At 45.7% G+C, this 19,557-nt stretch carries 15 protein-coding genes; 11 read left to right on the forward strand and 4 right to left on the reverse strand.

Annotated elements, in window-relative coordinates:
* Positions 1 to 4 precede the first annotated feature (4 nt).
* A complete protein-coding gene (locus tag QNH15_RS04255; protein WP_061974278.1) occupies positions 5 to 229 on the reverse strand; it encodes a hypothetical protein in 225 nt (74 codons plus the stop codon).
* Between the two features lie 188 nt (positions 230 to 417).
* Here QNH15_RS04255 and QNH15_RS04260 point away from each other — a divergent pair, with 188 nt between their 5' ends.
* From QNH15_RS04260 to QNH15_RS04295, 8 genes are all read left to right on the forward strand, one after another.
* Positions 418 to 594: a gamma-type small acid-soluble spore protein gene (locus QNH15_RS04260; protein WP_090237575.1), complete on the forward strand. Its 177-nt coding sequence runs from the start codon at positions 418 to 420 to the stop codon at positions 592 to 594.
* A gap of 369 nt (positions 595 to 963) precedes the next feature.
* Positions 964 to 1,491: a nucleoside tri-diphosphate phosphatase gene (gene ntdP, locus QNH15_RS04265; RefSeq protein ID WP_283892837.1), complete on the forward strand. Its 528-nt coding sequence runs from the start codon at positions 964 to 966 to the stop codon at positions 1,489 to 1,491.
* Between the two features lie 295 nt (positions 1,492 to 1,786).
* Positions 1,787 to 3,535, forward strand: a complete 1,749-nt coding sequence (locus tag QNH15_RS04270) for an ABC transporter ATP-binding protein (protein WP_283892838.1) — start codon at positions 1,787 to 1,789, stop codon at positions 3,533 to 3,535.
* Positions 3,536 to 3,786: 251 nt separating this feature from the next.
* Entirely contained in the window at positions 3,787 to 4,791 is a 1,005-nt protein-coding gene (locus QNH15_RS04275) for an ABC transporter ATP-binding protein (RefSeq protein WP_283892839.1), read from the forward strand.
* Complete coding sequence (locus QNH15_RS04280) at positions 4,772 to 5,740, forward strand: ABC transporter ATP-binding protein (protein ID WP_283892840.1); 969 nt, start codon at positions 4,772 to 4,774, stop codon at positions 5,738 to 5,740. The genes QNH15_RS04275 and QNH15_RS04280 overlap by 20 nt, the downstream gene beginning before the upstream one ends.
* A 55-nt stretch (positions 5,741 to 5,795) precedes the next feature.
* Entirely contained in the window at positions 5,796 to 7,397 is a 1,602-nt protein-coding gene (locus tag QNH15_RS04285) for an ABC transporter substrate-binding protein (RefSeq protein WP_283892842.1), read from the forward strand.
* A gap of 92 nt (positions 7,398 to 7,489) precedes the next feature.
* Positions 7,490 to 8,491 (forward strand): ABC transporter permease, encoded by a 1,002-nt coding sequence (locus QNH15_RS04290; protein ID WP_061974264.1) that lies wholly within the window; start codon positions 7,490 to 7,492, stop codon positions 8,489 to 8,491.
* A 15-nt stretch (positions 8,492 to 8,506) separates the two neighbouring features.
* Positions 8,507 to 9,418, forward strand: a complete 912-nt coding sequence (locus QNH15_RS04295) for an ABC transporter permease (RefSeq protein ID WP_283892845.1) — start codon at positions 8,507 to 8,509, stop codon at positions 9,416 to 9,418.
* Positions 9,419 to 9,462: 44 nt separating this feature from the next.
* Here QNH15_RS04295 and QNH15_RS04300 read toward each other — a convergent pair whose 3' ends face one another.
* The 3 genes from QNH15_RS04300 to QNH15_RS04310 form a co-directional block, all read right to left on the reverse strand.
* Positions 9,463 to 10,539 (reverse strand): FUSC family protein, encoded by a 1,077-nt coding sequence (locus QNH15_RS04300; protein WP_283892846.1) that lies wholly within the window; start codon positions 10,537 to 10,539, stop codon positions 9,463 to 9,465.
* Positions 10,540 to 10,717: 178 nt separating this feature from the next.
* Complete coding sequence (locus QNH15_RS04305) at positions 10,718 to 15,178, reverse strand: glutamate synthase-related protein (RefSeq protein WP_283892847.1); 4,461 nt, start codon at positions 15,176 to 15,178, stop codon at positions 10,718 to 10,720.
* A gap of 275 nt (positions 15,179 to 15,453) precedes the next feature.
* Complete coding sequence (locus QNH15_RS04310) at positions 15,454 to 16,749, reverse strand: glutamate-1-semialdehyde 2,1-aminomutase (protein ID WP_283892849.1); 1,296 nt, start codon at positions 16,747 to 16,749, stop codon at positions 15,454 to 15,456.
* Between the two features lie 183 nt (positions 16,750 to 16,932).
* Between QNH15_RS04310 and QNH15_RS04315 the strand changes: the two genes are divergently transcribed.
* Genes QNH15_RS04315 through QNH15_RS04325 form a run of 3 tightly spaced genes read left to right on the forward strand, consistent with a single transcriptional unit; the run spans position 16,933 to position 19,526 of the window.
* Complete coding sequence (locus QNH15_RS04315; RefSeq protein ID WP_283892851.1) at positions 16,933 to 17,949, forward strand: ABC transporter ATP-binding protein; 1,017 nt, start codon at positions 16,933 to 16,935, stop codon at positions 17,947 to 17,949.
* On the forward strand, positions 17,942 to 18,733 hold the full coding sequence (locus QNH15_RS04320) for an ABC transporter permease (protein ID WP_283892853.1): 792 nt from the start codon (positions 17,942 to 17,944) through the stop codon (positions 18,731 to 18,733). Before QNH15_RS04315 ends, QNH15_RS04320 begins: the two co-directional genes overlap by 8 nt.
* 7 nt (positions 18,734 to 18,740) lie before the next feature.
* Positions 18,741 to 19,526 carry an ABC transporter permease gene (locus tag QNH15_RS04325; protein WP_283892855.1) on the forward strand — a complete coding sequence of 262 codons (786 nt, stop codon included), beginning with the start codon at positions 18,741 to 18,743 and terminating at the stop codon, positions 19,524 to 19,526.
* Positions 19,527 to 19,557: the final 31 nt, after the last annotated feature.

Below are 19,557 nucleotides of genomic sequence, written 5' to 3' on the forward strand. Positions count from 1 at the left end.
TGTTTTAGTCCACTTTGGGAGTAGTGCCTCTCTCATAACTCGCTTCATCGCTTTTCAGACCGCCCCTGGCTTCAATTTCCTTGATGATTTCTCGATGTATGGTCACACCTTCTTCGTTTAAATAAGGTGTAATCTGCTGGAAAGACTGGTGAAAGTGTGCCAGTTCACTGTCCTTCCATTCCTTTTTATCCATCATATCCAGCTCGCTCATGTCTCTTCCTACATACATGATGTTACCTCCCAGTGCCAGTTTTGGTGCATACGCACCACGCTAAAAAGCTTTTTTAGTTTTTCATCCCGTTTGCAATCCTATACCCGGTCTGGGGATGCCGCAACCACGGAAAATATTCATCAAAAAAATTTTTTTTGCTCACATAAAAACATTTGATGAGGGTTAAATTAATTTTCGTGGAGGTGATACACATGGACAAACAGTCAAAAACAAACGCACAGCAAGTTAGACGTCAAAACCAACAGTCTCAAGCTGGCCAAGGTCAATACGGTGCTGAGTTTGGAAGCGAAACTGACGCTCAACAGGTTCGTCAGCAAAACGCTCAATCTCAACAACGCAAGGGCCAAGGTAACCAACAGTAACCTCTATCCATTAATGCTCCCTGCTATACGCAGGGGGCATTTTTGGTTTTCTTGGGTTTTTTGACTACATACAGGGGGAAAAGAACTAGGCAATGAAAAAATGGGCGAGCTTTTTTTCAATAAACAGGGTAACTATCATTTCCAAACTATTCTTAAAACGATATACTATAGAAGAGAAAATAACGTAAAGTAACTGATCTTGGGGATGATGAACGCCGGGCAGGGCTAGAATAGTGATGAGACGACACAATGAACGTATTTTGCAACGAAGCTGGTGAATTACCTATATGTATTATTTTAAACGGAAAGGAGTAACCCCATAACTGGTAAACCATTGGCTTCCGGAATCGCGAAGGAAAGGAGAGGCATATGAGTTTTCCCACACCCGGAAGTATTATTGATATTCAGAGCTACAAACATAATGGATCCCTCCATCGAACCTGGGAAGATACGGTTATCCTGAAAGGAAGCTCGTCAGTTGTTATTGCGGGAAATGACCGTATTCTGGTAACAGAATCAGATGGCAGGCAGTGGCGGACACGAGAACCGGCAATCTGCTACTTTAACGCTAAACAGTGGTTTAATGTAATCGGCATGATCCGGCAGGATGGTTTTTACTACTATTGCAACCTGGGGACACCGTATATTTGGGATAATGAGGCGCTAAAATATATTGATTATGATCTGGATATAAAAGTTTTTCCTGATATGTCCTATATACTGCTCGATGAAGATGAATACAGCCTGCACCGACAGATCATGAAATACCCGCCAGAGCTTGATTACATTATCCAAAAGAACCTAAATAATTTAATTTCCATGATCAATCAGAGAAAAGGCCCGTTTGAACCTGGCTTTATAGAGCAATGGTACGAGCGGTATTTGGAATTCAGATAAGAAAAAACCTGTTGAATCAAGCATTCAACAGGTTTTTCTGCCCATAAGGATGTATACTATAGATGTTTGCGATGGACGCCTTGGCTGGATCCGGACGGGATCTTTCCTCAGGCGTTATTTTGGTATGAAAGCGTGTTAAACGGCCGCTTCAGCATTTCTTGATCCAGCTTCAGCAGGCAGAGCTTTGGTCATTTCACTCACCCGCCTCACACAAAAAGCGTGTAGCTGCGTGAGAGTTCCAATGTCCTGCAGCTCTGAACGCCTGCTTCAGCATTTCAAATTAGGGTGTGATGTTTTGGATAGTATCAAACGGTATTTGGGTTTTGTTAAACCTTATAAAAAACAGATCGGATGGACGATTGTGATCGGGATTTTGAAATTTGGGATTCCGCTCCTTATTCCGCTCATCTTAAAATATGTGGTGGACACGATTATTGGCGGGGAAGGATTATCGACCAGTGAAAAAATGGTCAAACTGTTCTGGTTGATGGGAGGAGCATTCTTTATTTTTGGTGTGCTGCGGCCGCCGATTGAATATTACAGACAGTATTATGCCCAATGGGTAGGCAGTAAAGTTTTATACGATATAAGAGACAAGCTGTATCAGCATATTCAGCGGCTCTCCTTGCGTTTTTACTCCAATAATAAATCGGGAGAAATCATCTCCAGGGTCATTAATGATGTGGAGCAGACCAAAGACTTTGTCATTACCGGGTTAATGAATGTCTGGCTGGACATGTTTACGATTGTGATTGCCATCGTGATTATGGCTACCATGGACGGCTGGCTGACGGTAGTGGCACTGGCCATGCTGCCGTTCTATGGTCTATCGGTTAAATACTTTTATACAAGGCTGCGCGGACTGACCAAACAGAGATCGCAGGCGCTTGCCGAAGTTCAGGGGCATTTGCACGAGAGGGTGCAGGGAATGTCCGTGATCCGGAGTTTCGCTCTTGAAGACTATGAACAGGTTCAATTTAATAAAAGAAATTCCCATTTTCTTAACAAAGCGATGGATCAAACGACATGGAATGCCAAAACGTTTGCTGTGGTGAACACCATTACAGATATTGCTCCGTTGCTTGTTATTGGCTTTGCGGCCTACCGGGCCATCGGAGGGCATATTTCCATCGGGGAAGTGGTGGCTTTTGCAGGCTATATGGACAGGCTGTACAATCCTCTACGAAGACTGGTGAATTCATCCACCACGCTGACACAGTCCCTGGCTTCCATGGACAGGGTCTTTGAATTTATGGATGAAGAATATGATATCTATGACCAGCCAAAAGCCAGAAAACTGAACGGAGTAAAAGGGCAGCTTTCATTTGATAACGTGTACTTCCGTTACAATGAGAGTGAACCTTATGTATTAAAAGGAATCAATCTGGAAGTGGAACCTGGTCAGACGATCGCCCTTGTGGGAATGAGCGGCGGCGGAAAATCATCCCTCGTCAGTCTGATTCCAAGGTTCTATGATGTTTCCGAAGGCAGCATTCAACTGGACGGGGAAGACATCCGCAACTTTAAGGTACGTTCGCTGAGGGATAAAATCGGCACGGTTCTGCAGGATAACATTTTATTCAGTGAATCTGTAAAAGCCAATATTCTCATGGGAAATCCTGATGCGTCTGATGAGGCAGTGATATCTGCGGCAAAAGCAGCCAACGCCCATGACTTTATCAAGAGCCTCCCGGAAGGATATGACACAAAAATCGGAGAGAGGGGTGTCAAACTATCCGGCGGCCAAAAGCAGCGGCTCGCTATTGCCAGGGTTTTTCTTAAGAACCCTCCGATTTTGATTCTTGACGAGGCAACATCCGCTCTCGATTTGGAAAGTGAACACTTGATCCAGGAATCGCTCGACAAGCTTGCAAAGGAACGGACGACGTTTATTGTCGCCCATCGATTGGCGACGATTACTCATGCCGACCGTATTGTAGTGGTGAATAATGGCGAAATTGCAGAAAGCGGAACCCATCAGGAACTTATGGCTCGACAAGGAGTTTATTATAATCTGTTTACGGTTCAGCAGCTTGGAGATTAAATTGGTAAGTCTAGGAATAAAGTTGTGATGGGTGAAACAGAAAACTAAGGAAAAGGGCGGTGTACACCATGTGCACCGCCTCTTTTTTTTATTAAAAAAGACCCGCATTTAACAAAAAATTGTTATTTCTTTTAAATTTTTAAAAATTTTCGTATTGTCAAATTATCAGACTAGTGTCATAATTCGAAGTAGAGTGTCCTACTAAATGTTCACGCAGAAAGAAAAAAGCATCATAGAAAGGGGTTGGGTTAGTGAGCAGTCCTGTCTTGGAAGTTAAAGGATTAAGGACCTCCTTTATGACAGATGATGGTGAAATTTCTGTTGTTAATTCCATTGATTTTCAGGTGAATTCCGGAGAAGTGCTTGGAATCGTCGGAGAATCGGGATGCGGCAAGAGTGTTACCTCTTTATCTGTTATGGGACTTGTGCCTTCACCCGCGGGAAAAGTAGAGGGAGATATTCTGTTTAATGGGGAGAATCTTGTTTCAGCCTCGGAAAAGAGAATGCGACAAATCCGCGGAAATGAAATCGCCATGATTTTTCAGGAGCCGATGACAAGTTTAAATCCGGTTTTCACCATCGGCAGCCAGCTGATCGAAGCTTTGCAAATACATAAAAAATGGCCAAAGAAAAAAGCTCAGGCACATGCCGTTGATATGCTGAAAATGGTTGGTCTTCCACGTGCGGAAGAATTAATGAAAGATTTTCCGCATCAATTATCTGGAGGAATGCGCCAGCGGGTAATGATTGCCATGGCCATGATTTGTGCTCCGAAACTGCTGATTGCAGACGAGCCGACGACGGCTCTTGATGTAACGATTCAGGCACAGATTCTTGAGCTGATGAAAAAACTCAATGAAGAGACAGATACAGCCATCATGATGATCACGCATGACCTTGGTGTGGTGGCAGAAATGTGCCAGCGTGTGGTTGTTATGTATGCAGGTAAAGTGGTGGAAGAGGCAGATGTCAAAACCATCTTTACATCTCCTAAGCATCCTTATACAGTAGGACTGATTCAGTCTGTTCCGGATATGAGGGATAAGAAAGAGAGACTGTACTCCATTCCAGGAAACGTACCAAAGCCCGGCTCGGTAAAAGCGGGATGCCAATTTGCGCCCCGGTGCGCCCATGCGTTTGACCGCTGTATCAGCGAAACGCCTGCGCTGGAAAGCCTTGGAGGCAGCCAAAGGGTCCGATGCTGGCTGTACGAGGATGAGAAAGGGGTAGACATCGTTGACCGAACCATTAGTTAAAGTTGAAAATCTAAAGAAACATTTTCCGATAAAAGGCGGTCTGCTTGGAAAGACCGTTGGTGAAGTAAAGGCTGTAGACGGAATATCTTTTACCATCCAAAAAGGGGAAACACTGGGCCTTGTAGGGGAGAGCGGCTGCGGCAAGTCGACGACAGGACGCATGCTGCTGAGGCTTCTGGAACCAAGTGAAGGAAATGTTTTTTTTGAAGGAAAAGATGTTCTCGGCCTGTCTTCAAATGAAATGCGCAAAATGCGAAGAGAAATGCAAATGGTGTTTCAAGACCCCTTTGCTTCACTCAATCCGAGACATACCGTTGAGAAAATTTTGGAGGAGCCGCTGCTCGTCCACGGTGTGAAAGATGCAAAGGAACGAAAGAAACGGGTGAAGGAGCTATTGGAGGTTGTTGGACTGAACAGCTACCATGCCAAACGCTATCCCCACCAGTTCAGCGGCGGACAGCGCCAGCGGATCGGGATTGCACGCGCACTGGCTGTAAACCCCAAACTGATTATTGCCGATGAGCCTGTATCTGCATTGGATGTTTCCATCCAATCTCAGGTGCTCAACCTTTTGCAGGATCTTCAAAAGGACTTTGGTTTAACCTACTTGTTTATTGCCCACGATCTGGGTGTGGTCAGACATATCAGCGACAGGGTGGGGGTCATGTATCTCGGCAGGATAGTGGAGCTGTCAGACAGTGAACCGCTTTATGATAATCCGCTTCACCCTTATACCCAGGCTTTGCTATCGGCGGTGCCTATTCCGGACGTAGAAATCAAGAAGGAACGCATCATACTTAAAGGAGATGTACCAAGTCCATCCAATCCGCCAAAAGGCTGTGCATTTCATACCCGCTGCCCACAGGCAATGGATGTGTGTTCTGCCAGACGGCCCGAATTTAAGGAAGTGGATAAAGGCCATTACGTAGCTTGTCATCTTTATGAATGACAGCTCGTACACATAAATAGAGGCAAAAAAACTATATGAAAATGGGGGAAAGAACATGAAGAAAAGTTCATTAACAGTTTTGGTGTTACTCTTGGTTCTCTCACTGGGGCTCGCCGGCTGTAAGTCTTCAAGTGAAGGCGCCAGCAGCGATGGAAAAGACAAAGGCGGCGGCGTCATGATTTATGGACGAGGCGGCGATGCGGTTGGACTGGACCCGGCTCATGAAACAGACGGTGAATCTTTTATCGTTACAGAGCAAGTATTTGAAACATTGACAGGCTATAAAAAAGAAAATACAGATGTTGTGCCTGAGTTGGCAAAGAGCTGGGATATTTCCAAGGACGGCCTTAAATACACGTTCAAACTTGAAAAAGGAGTTAAATTCCAGGATGGCACCGATTTTAATGCAGATGCTGTTGTGAAAAACTTCGAGCGCTGGGTGAATGGCGACGCTGCCAAATTCCCTTACTATGCTTCCATGTTTGGCGGATTCAAGAACGATCCTGGCCAGGTGATTAAAGAAGTAAAAGCACTTGATGATTCTACAGTTGAATTTACGCTGAAACGCCCGCAAGCGCCATTCCTTAAAAACCTTGCGATGAGCCCGTTTGCGATTTCAAGCCCTGCAGCGATTGACAAATATGGCGATAAATACGGAGAGCATCCTGTAGGAACAGGACCTTTCAAGTTTAAAGAGTGGAAGCGTGGAGACACGATTTCTGTGGTTAAAAACGATAAGTACTGGAAAAAAGGACTTCCTAAGCTTGACGGTGTTACGTTTAAAGTCATTAAAGACAACTCTGCCCGCCTCAATGCGTTGACCAAGGGCGAAGTGGACTTGATCGACGGAGTAAACCCAAGTGACATTGATAAAATCAAATCGGATAAAAATCTCCAAATTTTTGAGCGTCCTTCCATGAACGTTGCTTACTTCGGTTTCAATACGGAAAAAGCACCATTCAACAAAAAAGAAGTACGCCAGGCGATCAGCCATCTTGTAAACAAAGATGATTTGATCAAAAACTTCTACAATGGAACAGCTGAACCTGCAATAACGCCGCTTCCATCTTCCATTGCCGGACAAAATAAGGATGTAAAAGACTATGCTTATGACGAAGCAAAAGCAAAAGAGCTTCTGAAAAAAGCAGGATATCCAAACGGTTTTAAGATGGATCTTTGGGCAATGCCGGTATCACGTCCTTATATGCCAAACGGACAAAAAATTGCTGAAGCCATCCAGGCAAACCTTGCAAAAGTTGGAATCAAAGCAAACATTGTAACGTTTGAGTGGGGTACGTACCTTGAGAAACTGCGTAAAGGCGAAGCACCTGCTTTCTTGATCGGTTGGACAGGGGATAACGGAGATGCGGATAACTTCTTGTATACGCTTCTTGATAAAGATACGATCGATTCCAATAACTATTCCCGCTATAAGAGCGAACCGGTTCACAAACTGTTGATTGAAGCACAATCCACAGCTGATGAAGCAAAACGTGAAGAGCTATACAAAAAAGCACAGGAAATCATTCACGAAGATGCACCATGGGTTCCTCTTGTACATGCTAAGCCACAGCTTGCTGGTGTGAGCACGATTAAAGGTTTCTACCCGCATCCTAAAGGCTCTCAATCATTTGTTGATGTTTCCATGTCGAAGTAATGAAAAAACGGGGGAGTATCTTGCATGCTCCCCTTTTGTTTTGGAGAAAAACATCAGGATGTAACACAACTATGCGTAAATGAGGTGTGGACATGTTTTCTTATACAATCAGAAGGGTTGGTTTGCTGATACCCGTACTTCTTGGCATGACGTTCATTGTATTTATGATGATTCGCGCGATCCCTGGTAATCCTGCGCAATTGATCCTGGGCCAGCAAGCGTCAAAAGACGCGATTGAAACACTGACAAAACAGTTGGGCCTCGATCAGCCTTGGTATACGCAATTCGTTCATTACTTAGGCGGACTGTTCCAGGGCGATCTGGGGATGTCATTAAAAACAAGATCTCCGATCAGCGATGAAATCTGGCCGTATTTAGCAGCAACCATCGAACTGTCGCTTGTAGCGATTTTAATTGCTGTCATTGTCGGTGTGAATGCGGGCATTATTTCCGCCTGGTTTCAAAACTCATGGTTTGACTATGGGGTTATGCTGATTGCACTTATTGGGGTTTCCATGCCCATTTTCTGGCTCGGTTTAATGGAGCAATATTTTGTATCTATTAAATGGGACTTGCTTCCGACAACAGGACGGGACAATATACGGATGCCCGTGGAAGCCATCACGCATTTGTACTTGATCGATACGCTGATAGAGGGAAGGTTTGACCAGTTCATTGAAGTGGTGAAGCACTTAATCCTGCCTGGTATTGCCCTTGGCACCATTCCGATGGCGATCATTGCAAGGATGACCCGCTCCAGCATGCTTGAAGTCATGAGATCTGATTACATCCGTACAGCACGGGCAAAAGGATTGAAAATGTTCTGGGTGGTGTACAAGCACTCCTTGAAAAATGCGATGATTCCGGTTGTTACTGTCATCGGTCTGCAGACGGGGCTTCTTCTTGGAGGTGCCATTCTGACGGAAACCATCTTTGGATGGCCGGGAATCGGAACTTATATATACGATGCCATCCAGTCACGTGACTATCCTGTGATCCAGTCCGGGATACTTGTAGTGGCGACATTGTTTGTTCTTATAAATCTGTTCGTGGATATACTGTATGCGGCCATTGATCCGCGCATTAAGTACTGATAGGGGGAGTTTAGTATGGCAGAATTGGCACAGAGCACACCACCGTTAAACAACCCGCCGGTGATGGAGCAAAGCGATGACAAAGTGATCTCGCCCTGGAAAGATGCGTGGCGCTCCTTTAAAAGGAATAAACTTGCAATGGTTGGATTGGGAATCGTTGTTTTTTTCATCTTGATCGCGATCTTCGCTCCGTTGTTGGCACCATACAGCTTTTCGGACCAAAAACTGGCGGACAAGCATCTTGCGCCTTCAGGCGAGCATTGGTTCGGTACGGATGAGTTTGGCAGGGATATTTTCAGCAGGGTACTCTACGGAGCAAGAATTTCCCTCTGGGTAGGATTTGTTTCCGTAGCCGGATCTGTTATTGTCGGCTCGGCCCTGGGAATTGTCGCGGGCTATTACGGCAAAATCGTGGATGGAATTATCTCCCGAATTTTTGATATTCTGCTTGCATTTCCGAGCATTCTTTTGGCCATCGCTGTTGTATCCGTTCTTGGGCCATCCCTGAGAAACGCATTGATTGCCATTGCCATCATTAACGTTCCGATATTCGGAAGACTTGTTCGTTCACGCGTGCTGAGTGTTAAGGAAGAAGAATACATTACAGCGGCAAAGGCGATCGGCATGAAGGATTCCAGAATCCTGATTCACCATGTGCTTCCCAACAGTATGGCACCGATCATCGTTCAAGGGACACTGGCCATCGCGACAGCCATTATTGAAGCCGCAGCTCTCGGTTTTTTGGGTCTTGGAGCCCAGCCTCCAACTCCGGAATGGGGGAAAATGCTGGCGGATTCAAGGGATTTCATCATTCAGGCTCCTTGGACCGTTATCTTTCCGGGCCTCGCCATCATGCTGACCGTTTTGGGCTTTAACCTGATGGGGGACGGCCTCCGGGATGCACTCGATCCTAGAATGAAGAGCTAAAGTGCAAAAAACTCCTGACGTTTGTCAGGAGTTTTTTTATGGTTTTAATTGATGTTCTCTTCTTTTATCGTCAGTTCATTATCATCAGTATGATGCTTCTTAAAGCTTTCAACCAGGCGGTTCAAATGCTCCAACTGGTCACTGTAATCAATAATCAGCGCAAATACGGGAAACCATTGCATCCATTGATCATTTTCAACTTCGTTATAATAGTTCATGAAGGACTTCATTAACGAGCTCTTATTTTCACAAAGCTCATCAAGCATCCCTGTTGAATGCTGGGACCTGATTTTGCCTGTATATTTCAGCAGAACCTGTTCATGGTAACTGGTCAGGCATTCCACTTGTTCGGTGATCAGCTCCCGCAGCTCTTCGGGCATGCATAGCAATTCATTTTCATGACGGTGCAGGTTTCGCAGCAGTTCAAGCAGTTTCTTGGTTGTATGGATCATCTGCCGGTAGAGTACAAGCTTCCGGCCTTTGGTAAACTGATTGTTTTTAAGATAAGTGCGGTCCTCTTTGTATAAAAGATAGAGCTGATCCATCTTGATGCTGTTTTCCTTCATCGTCCCAATGTCATCTTTAATGGCCGAGTAGTCAGAGGCATGACGGTTAATCATGCGCATCCATTTAATAATGTCATCAGTTAAATTCGAAATGCTGTAATACAGCTTTGTTTCATGCTTTGGCGGCATAAAAATTAAGTTTACGAGAAAAGCGGATACGACGCCCAGCATAATGAGCAAAAACCGTCCAAGGGCAAACGAGATAAAGTTTGGCGTTTGGCTTTCCATAATGACAATCACCGTCACGATGGCAAGGGGGATTGTCTTCTCCACTTTGATTTTCAAGTTAACGGCGATAACGATTACCACGACAAATCCGATGACAAACGGACTGTTTCCGAGCAGGAGCACTCCGACAATGGCGAAGAATGCACCGATGATATTACCCTGGATCTGTTCAATAACGGTTTGATAGGATCGGTATATTGAAGGCTGAATCGCAAACGTAGCTGCAATTGCAGCAAAAACAGGTGTATTCAAATTAAAAAGCATGGCTAGATAAATGGCCATGGTGATGGCCAACCCCGTTTTTATCATTCGGGCTCCAAGTTTCATCTGAAAAGGTGTTCCCTTCTGTAATTAAAATTAGATCACTAATAATCTTGACAACTATACAATGATTCCCCGTAATAATCAAGTATTCATTTGTAACAACTTCTAGAATCACAATAAACAGCAAAAAACCATCCATCATAGGGACAATTCCCCATATTGGATGGTTTTAATAGTCTATTTACTCAGTAGAAACATCCGGATCGGCTTGTTCCTTAACCGGGATCACCTGAACAAAATGCTTAAGCGGATGTTCAATTAAGTGTTTGATTTCAGCCGCCTCTTCGAACTGTTCGGATTTCACAAGAGCTCCCATGTACTTTGTCAGCAGTTCGGAGATGTCTTCTGCGCCTTTAAATCCGATAGGCTCGAGGGACACCTTCGCGCCCTTTGCAATTCTGGACTGCAGTACTTCTGTCGTAAGGCCCAGCTCCGGCTGGAGACGGAGGTAGACCACACCGCCTGTCATGCCGGCACAGATCCATGGGCCCGGATCGCCAAGAACAAGTCCTCTTCCATTGGTCATATATTCGAAGGCGAATCCTTTGATATTCGCGTTTATACCGACATTGCCGCGGTCCTTAACAACCGGACCGGTCAGCTTGCCGCCAATGATGAGGTCTGCACCGGACAGGCGGATACCCGCTCTGGCATCGGCATTTCCCTGGATCATGAAGAGCCCTTTTTGGGCGCCATAGGCAACCCCTTTTCCGACGGAACCGTTATAGTAGTTGCCGTCTTTTCCTTTGGCCTTCAAAATGGTAATCGATCCGCCAAACGCAGTCTTGGCCAGACCGTCCTGTGCTCCGCCTTCTACCTTGATTTTAATTCCTTTTGATGTGTAGGCGCCAAGACCGTTTCCGGGAATGGAGCCGCTTTTAAAGTTAAGCGTAATGTCAGGCTTTTTGCCGGTTTGCTTTGAACGAACGTTGTACCCGGAGACACGGCTGCCAAGCACGCGTTGCTCCGCGGTAACAAATTGAAACTCTCTGGACTGGGCGAGCTGGGCAACGTCATTATCCAGATACTCTGCTCCTGCAGCCATTGTGACAGCTGCGAGCAATTTTTCCTCCGCTTGAGGCACCGGGATTATTTCTTCCACGACCGAGGTCTGAAGCAGTGTGGATAAGTCGATCTGTTCCTGGCCGCGGGCTTGAACAAGTAAATCGGACTTTCCAACGAGCTCCTGAGCCGAAGAAAAACCAAGGGAGGCGGTGAGCAAGCGCAATTCCTCTCCAAATGCGCTAAACAGTCGCACCAGTCCCTGAACAGCCGGGTCAAACTTTCTTGGCACAAAGCGGCGAAGACCATGATCAATGGCTTTTTGTTCGGAATCAATTTGAGTGGCAATTCCCACATGGCATGTATCCAGGTGACAGCCCCGGCAGGTCGTACATCCGATCGCTACCATGGACAGGGTACCAAAACCAATCCGGTTCGCCCCGAGCAGCATCATTTTTACTGCATCGAGGGCACTGCGGATTCCTCCATCAGCCCAAAGCTCAACCTTGTGGCGAAGCCCTGATTCAAGCAAGGCCGTATGGGCGGCTTTTACACCGATTTCAGCAGGCAAGCCAACATGCTGCAGTGCATGAACTCTGGCTGCGCCCGTACCGCCGTCAAAACCGCTCAACGTAATAATATCAGCTCCTGCTTTGGCAATACCGACAGCGATGGTGCCGATATTCGGAACAACCGGAACTTTTACCGATACCTTTGCCTGATCGTTCGCGGTTTTCAATTCCGTAATCATTTGCGCCAAATCTTCGATTGAGTAAATATCATGGTTGTTGGAAGGGGAGATCAAATCCGATCCAATGGTCGCATTCCGTGCCTCGGCGATTTTATCTGTCACCTTGGAGCCAGGCAAATGACCGCCTTCACCTGGTTTTGCTCCCTGGCCAATTTTAATTTCGAGCAGGTTGGAAGAATTGAGCAATTCGATATTGACGCCAAAACGTCCGGAAGCAATTTGCTGTCCCCGTGTTTTTGGATATTTTCCAATCATATCCTTGATCTCTCCGCCCTCGCCGTTCAGACTGATCATATTCAGAACATCTGCGGCTTCCGCATACGCTCTGAATGCGGTTTCGTTTTGCGAGCCAAATGACATCGAGCTGATGACAAAAGGAAGGCTGTGGTCTTTAACGCCTATGTCCACTTGAGCAGGATCAACAGGAGTCTGTGACGGAATCAAATCGGTCAGATGGCGAAGAGCGATCGGATTTTTCAACTCTTGTTCCGATAATTTCTCGGCATAGCTTCTGTAGTCGGCCTTTCCGCTTGCAATATCTCCGATGGATTTCCAAACGCGCGGAAAGAGGCGGAAACTTTTGCTAGGTCTTGCATTTTCCTGTTTGAAAACTTCCATGCGGGCAAGACTGTCTTCTTTCAGTGCCGAGAAATTATAGCTTAGGTTTTCTGAACCGAAAAAGTTAACGATGTTCAGTGTTTCGGCAATTTCCTGGCACAGCCCGATACTGGAGAAGAGGCGGTCATAGCCTCTCAATTCATGGATTCCGATAGTGGAAATCACTTTCTCCAGTCCTTTGTTCAACGCTTCAAACAATTTGATTGCCGGAGTGGTATCCTCTGGCTCCGTAACGGTTTCAAAGAGAAGATAAGGACTGACAGCATCCGCTCCGAGCCCGATCGCCAGGATGATGTCGTGAAGCGACCGAATGGCGGCGGATCTTAAAATAAGGGATGCACTGCGGCGCAGCATTTGTTTTCTGAGGCTTTGATCCACAGCCGATAATACGAGGTGGGGATCGAGCCATAAATGCATACGGTGTGCCTGATTGTCGTCCAATATAAGGATGGTTGCCCCGTCCTTAATGGCAGTTGCCGCTTCAGTGCAAAGCCGCTTTAAGGCCTCTTCCACTGTTTCTTCGTCTTTCATGATGGTGTGAAGAATATATTTTTCGTTTCTTGCTTCAAAGTAAGCGCTTAATTGCTCATATGAAGGGTGGGGGTTTTGTTTAGAAAGCTCGTTTCCGTCTTTTCCTTCCACCAGCAGGGGAGTCAGCAGCTCGACCGTTCCAAGTGACTCTTCTTTTTCAAAAAGTGAAGGCCGTTTCCCCAGAACGGTACGTGTAGAAAAATGCTCTGTTTCACGGTCTCTGTCAATGGCCGGATTGGTAACAACAGCCACACTTTCTTTAATAAAATCCGCAATGTTTTGACGTTCCGGATGAAGGGCAGCCAATGGGGAGTCGTGCCCGAGTGATTGGATTGGCTCAACCCCTTTTTCCGCCATCTGTTCGAGCTGATGGATTTGTTCTCGGTCCCATCCGTAAGCGGAATACCAGCCATTGTGCTTCTTGAGCGGGGCACGGAAATAACCGGTATCATAGGCTTGAGTGTGCAGTTGCTTGCGGGCACCGTCCACCTTAATTCGTTCTTTCATGGAAGAGAAGACAGCTTCCTGGTAACCGTTATGATCATAGTAAACCAGGCGTCCGTCCTCTTCGCGCTTTAACCCTACTTTTTCCCCGGGCGCGAAACACTTGGGCTCTGCCATAAATTCATTGTTTGATAGAATGCCCTGTTCGGAGGAGAAGTAAAGGGAGGTTTCCGTTTCAAGCTGCCAAATCGGACGAAGGCCAAGCGCATCTACGCTGAATACCGCTTCCCGTCCAAATCTTGAAATAATACCCGCAGGTCCCTGTGCAAAATGGCCCCATGCTTCCCTTAAGTAGGTATAGAGATCCTGAAGATGATGAGGATAGGATTTAATTTCATGTACGATAGGAGGAAACAGTACATCCATCGCTTCAAACAGTGTAAATCCATCACGAAGGATCAATGTTTCGATGACCCGGTTTAAATCCTGCGAATCACTTCCGCCGACGGTGACCGGAATACCGACAATTTCAGCTTCCTCCCGTAGCTTGGCAATCGTATTAAGTTCTCCATTGTGGCCAAGTACACTGAACGGCTGCACCCTGAAAAACGTAGAAAGCGTGTTGGTGGAATAGCGATTATGCCCGAGTGTAACAGTCGATGCAATAAGCGGATTGTTCAGGTCATGGTAATAGGCAGGGAGGGTCTCTCCAGATCCCATGACTTTATAAACTGCATGATGGTTGCTTAAGGACGCAACATGAACAGAAGGTGACACTTCAATATCAGTCAGCAGGTTATACAGCGTACAGTCGAGGTCCGCCATTACTTTCTTCGGATGGAGGGCCACCTGCCAGAATACAGGCTCTTCACCTCTGGCGATCGGACCAAGCGCTTCAGACTTTGTCACAGATGTGGTTTCAAACAGCAGTTCAAAACCATGTGTCCCAAACAACTTCTTGATTTGAGTCATTTCTGACAGACTGTCCGCATTTTTATCAATAAAAATATGTCCGACGGTAAATTGGTCTGATTCCACGGCAGCATAAGGGAGACCTGCCCGGGTCAGCTTTTCTTTCCAAAGGGTCTTTGGAATATCAATATTAATCCCGATGCCGTCTCCTTCGTTTTCGATAAAACCTGCTCTGTGGTTCATTGTGATCAATGCAGAAATGGCATCATCCACGTTCTTTTTTGTAGGAATGTTCTCCTTTTCTATGACCGAAACAATTCCACAGCTGTCAAACTCTTGCTTCCTGTAATCCTTAAACTGCGCAGGACTCCATGACTTAACCATCCGATCGCCCCCTTACCTCCAAGTTTTAATATAAGACATAAAAAAACCAAATCGATAGATATGGTTTTATCTCTTTGCCAATGTATTTTCGAGAAGTTATTTTTTCTCCGTTCTTATCATAGTATCATTGTTTAAATAGTCAGTCAATTATCTTTATTCAAAATTGCGAATATTGCGTATCGGAAAAGACAACAGAACGAACCTTATAATATAAGTAAGCGCTTACATAATGAGGTGAAAAAAACAGAGTGATTATTCACTCTGCTTAATAAAAATTACATTTCGGCAAGTTTTTTAAATGAAGACTCCACCGCTTTTAATGTTTCTTCAATATCCTGTTCGGTATGGGCGGTGGTAAGGAACATCGCTTCATATTTAGATGGTGCGAGATTGATTCCCTCTTCAAGCATGGCTTTAAAATATTTGCCAAACAGCTCGCCGTCCGTGTTTTCTGCCTGTTCATAATTGGAGATTTTCTCATGAGTAAAGTAAACCGTCAATGCTCCTTTAAGGCGGTTAATCGTAATTGGCATATTGTATGTTTTTGCATGGGCGAGGATGCCTTCTTCGAGTCTTTGCCCGAGTTTATCCATTTTTTCGTATACGCCCTCTTCCTGAAGCACTTCAAGGCAGGCGATTCCTGCTGATATGGATGCCGGGTTTCCTGCCATGGTTCCGGCCTGATAGGCAGGTCCAAGAGGCGCCACCTTTTCCATAATCTCTTTCTTCCCGCCGTAAGCTCCGATTGGCAGTCCGCCGCCGATAATTTTTCCGAGGGCAGTCATATCAGGTTTCACGTTCAAAAGGTCCTGTGCTCCGCCATACATAAATCGGAACGCTGTGATCACTTCATCATAGATAACGAGGGCTCCTGCTTCATGGGTCAGATCATTTACTGCTTCAAGGAATCCTTCCTTCGGTTCTACAATACCGAAATTGCCGACGATGGGTTCGACAAGAACAGCGGCGATCTCATCGCCCCATTTTTGCAAAGCCTCCCGATAGGAATCAATGTCATTGAACGGAACGGTGATCACTTCCTGGGCGATGCTTTTTGGAACACCGGCAGAATCGGGAGTGCCAAGCGTGGAAGGTCCTGAGCCTGCGGCTACAAGAACGAGATCAGAATGGCCGTGATAGCAGCCGGCAAACTTAATGATCTTGTCTCTTCCTGTGTACGCACGTGCCACGCGGATGGTCGTCATGACAGCTTCTGTTCCTGAATTAACAAAACGGACTTTTTCCATGGCAGGCATGGCTTCCTTCAGCATTTTTGCAAACTTCACTTCGAGACTTGTAGGTGTACCAAAAAGAACGCCGTTTTCGGCCGCTTTTGTGATCGCCTTTGTGATATGGGGATGGGCATGTCCGGTGATGATTGGCCCATAAGCCGCGAGGTAATCTATGTACTTGTTACCGTCCACATCCCAAAAGTACGCTCCCTGTGCTTTTTCCATAAACACCGGTGCACCGCCGCCGACTGCTTTAAACGAACGCGATGGGCTGTTTACGCCTCCGACAATATGCTCCTGTGCGTCTTTATATAGTAATTCTGACTGTTGATGCTTCATGAATTGTCCTCCTTGCTGTTTACAACCTGGTTAAAAACCATCCTTTATTGTAGCACGTTTTGGGCTATACAGCTGAAGAAACGCCCGAAGTTCAGGATGAAACAATTGTGGTCCTTGGTGAGTTAGGATAAACTAGTTCAGGTGCTAATCACGAGAACGAGGGTTTTTTGGAGGAAAATAATAATGGACTATATTATAGATGTAAAAGAGTTGCGCAAGGAATTTACGTCTCATTCCAGCCGCTCCGGGCTTAAGGGAGCGTTCCGGGATTTATTTACAAGAAACTATACCATCAAGACAGCAGTCGATGATATTTCCCTTCAGATTAAAAAGGGGGAGATGGTCGGTTATATCGGCGAAAACGGCGCCGGAAAATCAACAACGATCAAAATGCTTACCGGAATTTTGACTCCGACATCCGGACACGTCCGGGTAAACGGGATGAATCCGCATAAGGACCGTGAACAATTTGTTCGGAGCATTGGCGTGGTGTTCGGTCAGCGGTCCCAGTTATGGTGGGATATCGCAGTTCAAGAATCGTTTCGGCTGTTAAAAAAAGTGTATAACGTTCCTGACGATTTTTATAACACACATATGGCAGATGTCATCGAGACACTCGCTATTGAACCGTTGCTTGATAAACCGGTGCGAAAGCTGTCTTTGGGACAGCGTATGAGGTGTGAGCTCGCGGCGGCACTTATTCACAATCCGCCGCTTTTGTTTTTGGATGAACCCACGATCGGACTGGATGTGCTCGTAAAGCTCAAGATTCGCGAGTTCCTGAAAGAGATCAATGCGAAGTACGGAACGACCATTCTTCTTACCACCCATGACCTGTCTGATATCGAAGCGCTTTGTGAGCGGGTCATCATGCTGGATGAAGGGAAAATCATTTATGATGGAGCACTTCGGCAGCTGCGTGAAAATTGGGGTGAAGGGAAGCAGATTCAATTTGCCTTTGCTGAAGAGGCAACACATGCCGAACTGCAAAGCTTGACTCATGATCATTTAGTGGTGTGGGAGCAGGGCAGCAATGCAAGCAACTGGACGGCCAGCGTTGAAAACAACGAGGAAATTATTTCCGCTGTGATCGGCCAAGTGGTTGGTGCGCAAAAAATAGCCGACCTGAAAATCGTAGAAATTACTACAGAGGAAATCATACGAAATATCTATGAAGAAGGAGTCATCCGGAATGGCTAAATATACGGAAATGATCCGCATTCGTTTTTTAATGATGCTTGCCTACCGGACCAACTATTACAGCGGTATTTTAATCTATAGCATCAACATTGGCGCGTACTATTTTTTGTGGAGCGCCATCTATGGTGACAAATCCTCCATTCAGGATCTTTCCATTGTACAGATGACGACGTATATTGCGGTTTCCTGGATGGCACGGGCGTTTTACTTTAATAACATCGACCGTGAAATTGCTCTCGAAATTAAGGAAGGCAAAGTTGCGATTGAGATGATCCGTCCTTATAACTACCTGGGGATGAAGATGATGCAGGGCCTCGGTGAAGGGTTATTCCGGATTTTGTTTTTCTCGGTGCCAGGAATGGTGATCGTTTACTTTATTTTTCCGATACAATTTACCACACATCCGGCCACCTGGGGTTATTTTTTAATTTCCATTCTTTTGAGCTTTATTATCAATACACAAATTAACCTGCTGACAGGTATTGCTACGTTCTTTTTGTTTAACAATGATGGGCTGATCCGGGCGAAACGGGTGGTTATCGACTTGTTTTCCGGCCTGATTCTCCCGATCAGTTTTTTCCCGGTCTGGGCTCAGAGTGTCATGGATTATTTGCCGTTTAAAGGAATCAGTTATATACCTAGCATGATTTTTACAGAGGGATTTCAAGGAAACGAAATTTTACATGGACTTATGAATCAGACGGTATGGGCACTGGTTCTCTTTATCCCGATTCAGTTGCTTTGGACGACGGCAAAACGGCAGCTGATTGTGCAGGGAGGGTGATGGCTGAATGTCGTATTTATCTATCTTTTTTCAATACGCAGGACAGTATTTAAAAACAAGGCTCACTTATCGAGCTGATATGCTGGTTGAGATCTTTTCCGATTTGCTTTTTCAGGCTGTAAATCTAATTTTTATTTTGGTTGTTTTTGGACATACCAGCCTGCTGAGCGGCTGGAGCAAGGATGAAATGGTTTTTATCTATGGTTTCTTTCTTGTACCCTTTGCTATATTCGGTGCCTTTTTTAACATTTGGGACTTTACGGACCGGTATATTGTCAAAGGGGAGATGGACCGGATTCTCACCCGGCCCATTCACAGTCTGTTCCAAATCATCCTTGAAAGAATGGAATTGGAATCCTTGTTCGGGGTTATTACAGGACTTGGTATCATGTTTTATTCCGGCCACCAACTCGGTTTAAGCCTTCACTGGTACGATCCTTTCGTTTTTGTGGTGCTTGTTGCCGGCGGGGCGCTCGTTTATGCGGGTATCTTTGTTGCCTTGGCAAGTATCGGGTTTTGGTCCGACAGCAAAACGGATATTATGCCGATGATGTACAATATCGGAAATTACGGCCGTTATCCGGTCAACATCTATAACCGTATTATTCGTTACGTGCTGACATGGATTCTTCCCTTTGCCTTTGTCGGAGTATATCCGTCTGCTTATTTTCTCGGCAGGGACGAATGGTATGGATATGCGTTTTTCACTCCGGTGATCGGCGTCATCTTCTTCGGACTTTCGGTTGTGTTATGGAATTACGGCGTTACCAAATACCGGGGAGCAGGAAATTAACGGATAAAAGACACCTCGAATGGAGGTGTCT

It is taken from the genome of Fictibacillus enclensis (assembly GCF_030123385.1).
Lineage (GTDB): Bacteria > Bacillota > Bacilli > Bacillales > Fictibacillaceae > Fictibacillus_C > Fictibacillus_C enclensis.

What these genes read in the sequence shown, in the direction of transcription:
- QNH15_RS04320 (WP_283892853.1), top strand. Translation starts at nt 17,942, where the DNA reads ATGGCTAAATATACGGAAATGATCCGCATTCGTTTTTTAATGATGCTT.
- QNH15_RS04310 (WP_283892849.1), bottom strand. Translation starts at nt 16,749, where the DNA reads ATGAAGCATCAACAGTCAGAATTACTATATAAAGACGCACAGGAGCAT.
- QNH15_RS04325 (WP_283892855.1), top strand. Translation starts at nt 18,741, where the DNA reads ATGTCGTATTTATCTATCTTTTTTCAATACGCAGGACAGTATTTAAAA.
- QNH15_RS04290 (WP_061974264.1), top strand. Translation starts at nt 7,490, where the DNA reads ATGTTTTCTTATACAATCAGAAGGGTTGGTTTGCTGATACCCGTACTT.
- QNH15_RS04295 (WP_283892845.1), top strand. Translation starts at nt 8,507, where the DNA reads ATGGCAGAATTGGCACAGAGCACACCACCGTTAAACAACCCGCCGGTG.
- QNH15_RS04285 (WP_283892842.1), top strand. Translation starts at nt 5,796, where the DNA reads ATGAAGAAAAGTTCATTAACAGTTTTGGTGTTACTCTTGGTTCTCTCA.
- QNH15_RS04315 (WP_283892851.1), top strand. Translation starts at nt 16,933, where the DNA reads ATGGACTATATTATAGATGTAAAAGAGTTGCGCAAGGAATTTACGTCT.
- QNH15_RS04305 (WP_283892847.1), bottom strand. Translation starts at nt 15,178, where the DNA reads ATGGTTAAGTCATGGAGTCCTGCGCAGTTTAAGGATTACAGGAAGCAA.
- ntdP (WP_283892837.1), top strand. Translation starts at nt 964, where the DNA reads ATGAGTTTTCCCACACCCGGAAGTATTATTGATATTCAGAGCTACAAA.
- QNH15_RS04255 (WP_061974278.1), bottom strand. Translation starts at nt 229, where the DNA reads ATGTATGTAGGAAGAGACATGAGCGAGCTGGATATGATGGATAAAAAG.
- QNH15_RS04300 (WP_283892846.1), bottom strand. Translation starts at nt 10,539, where the DNA reads ATGAAACTTGGAGCCCGAATGATAAAAACGGGGTTGGCCATCACCATG.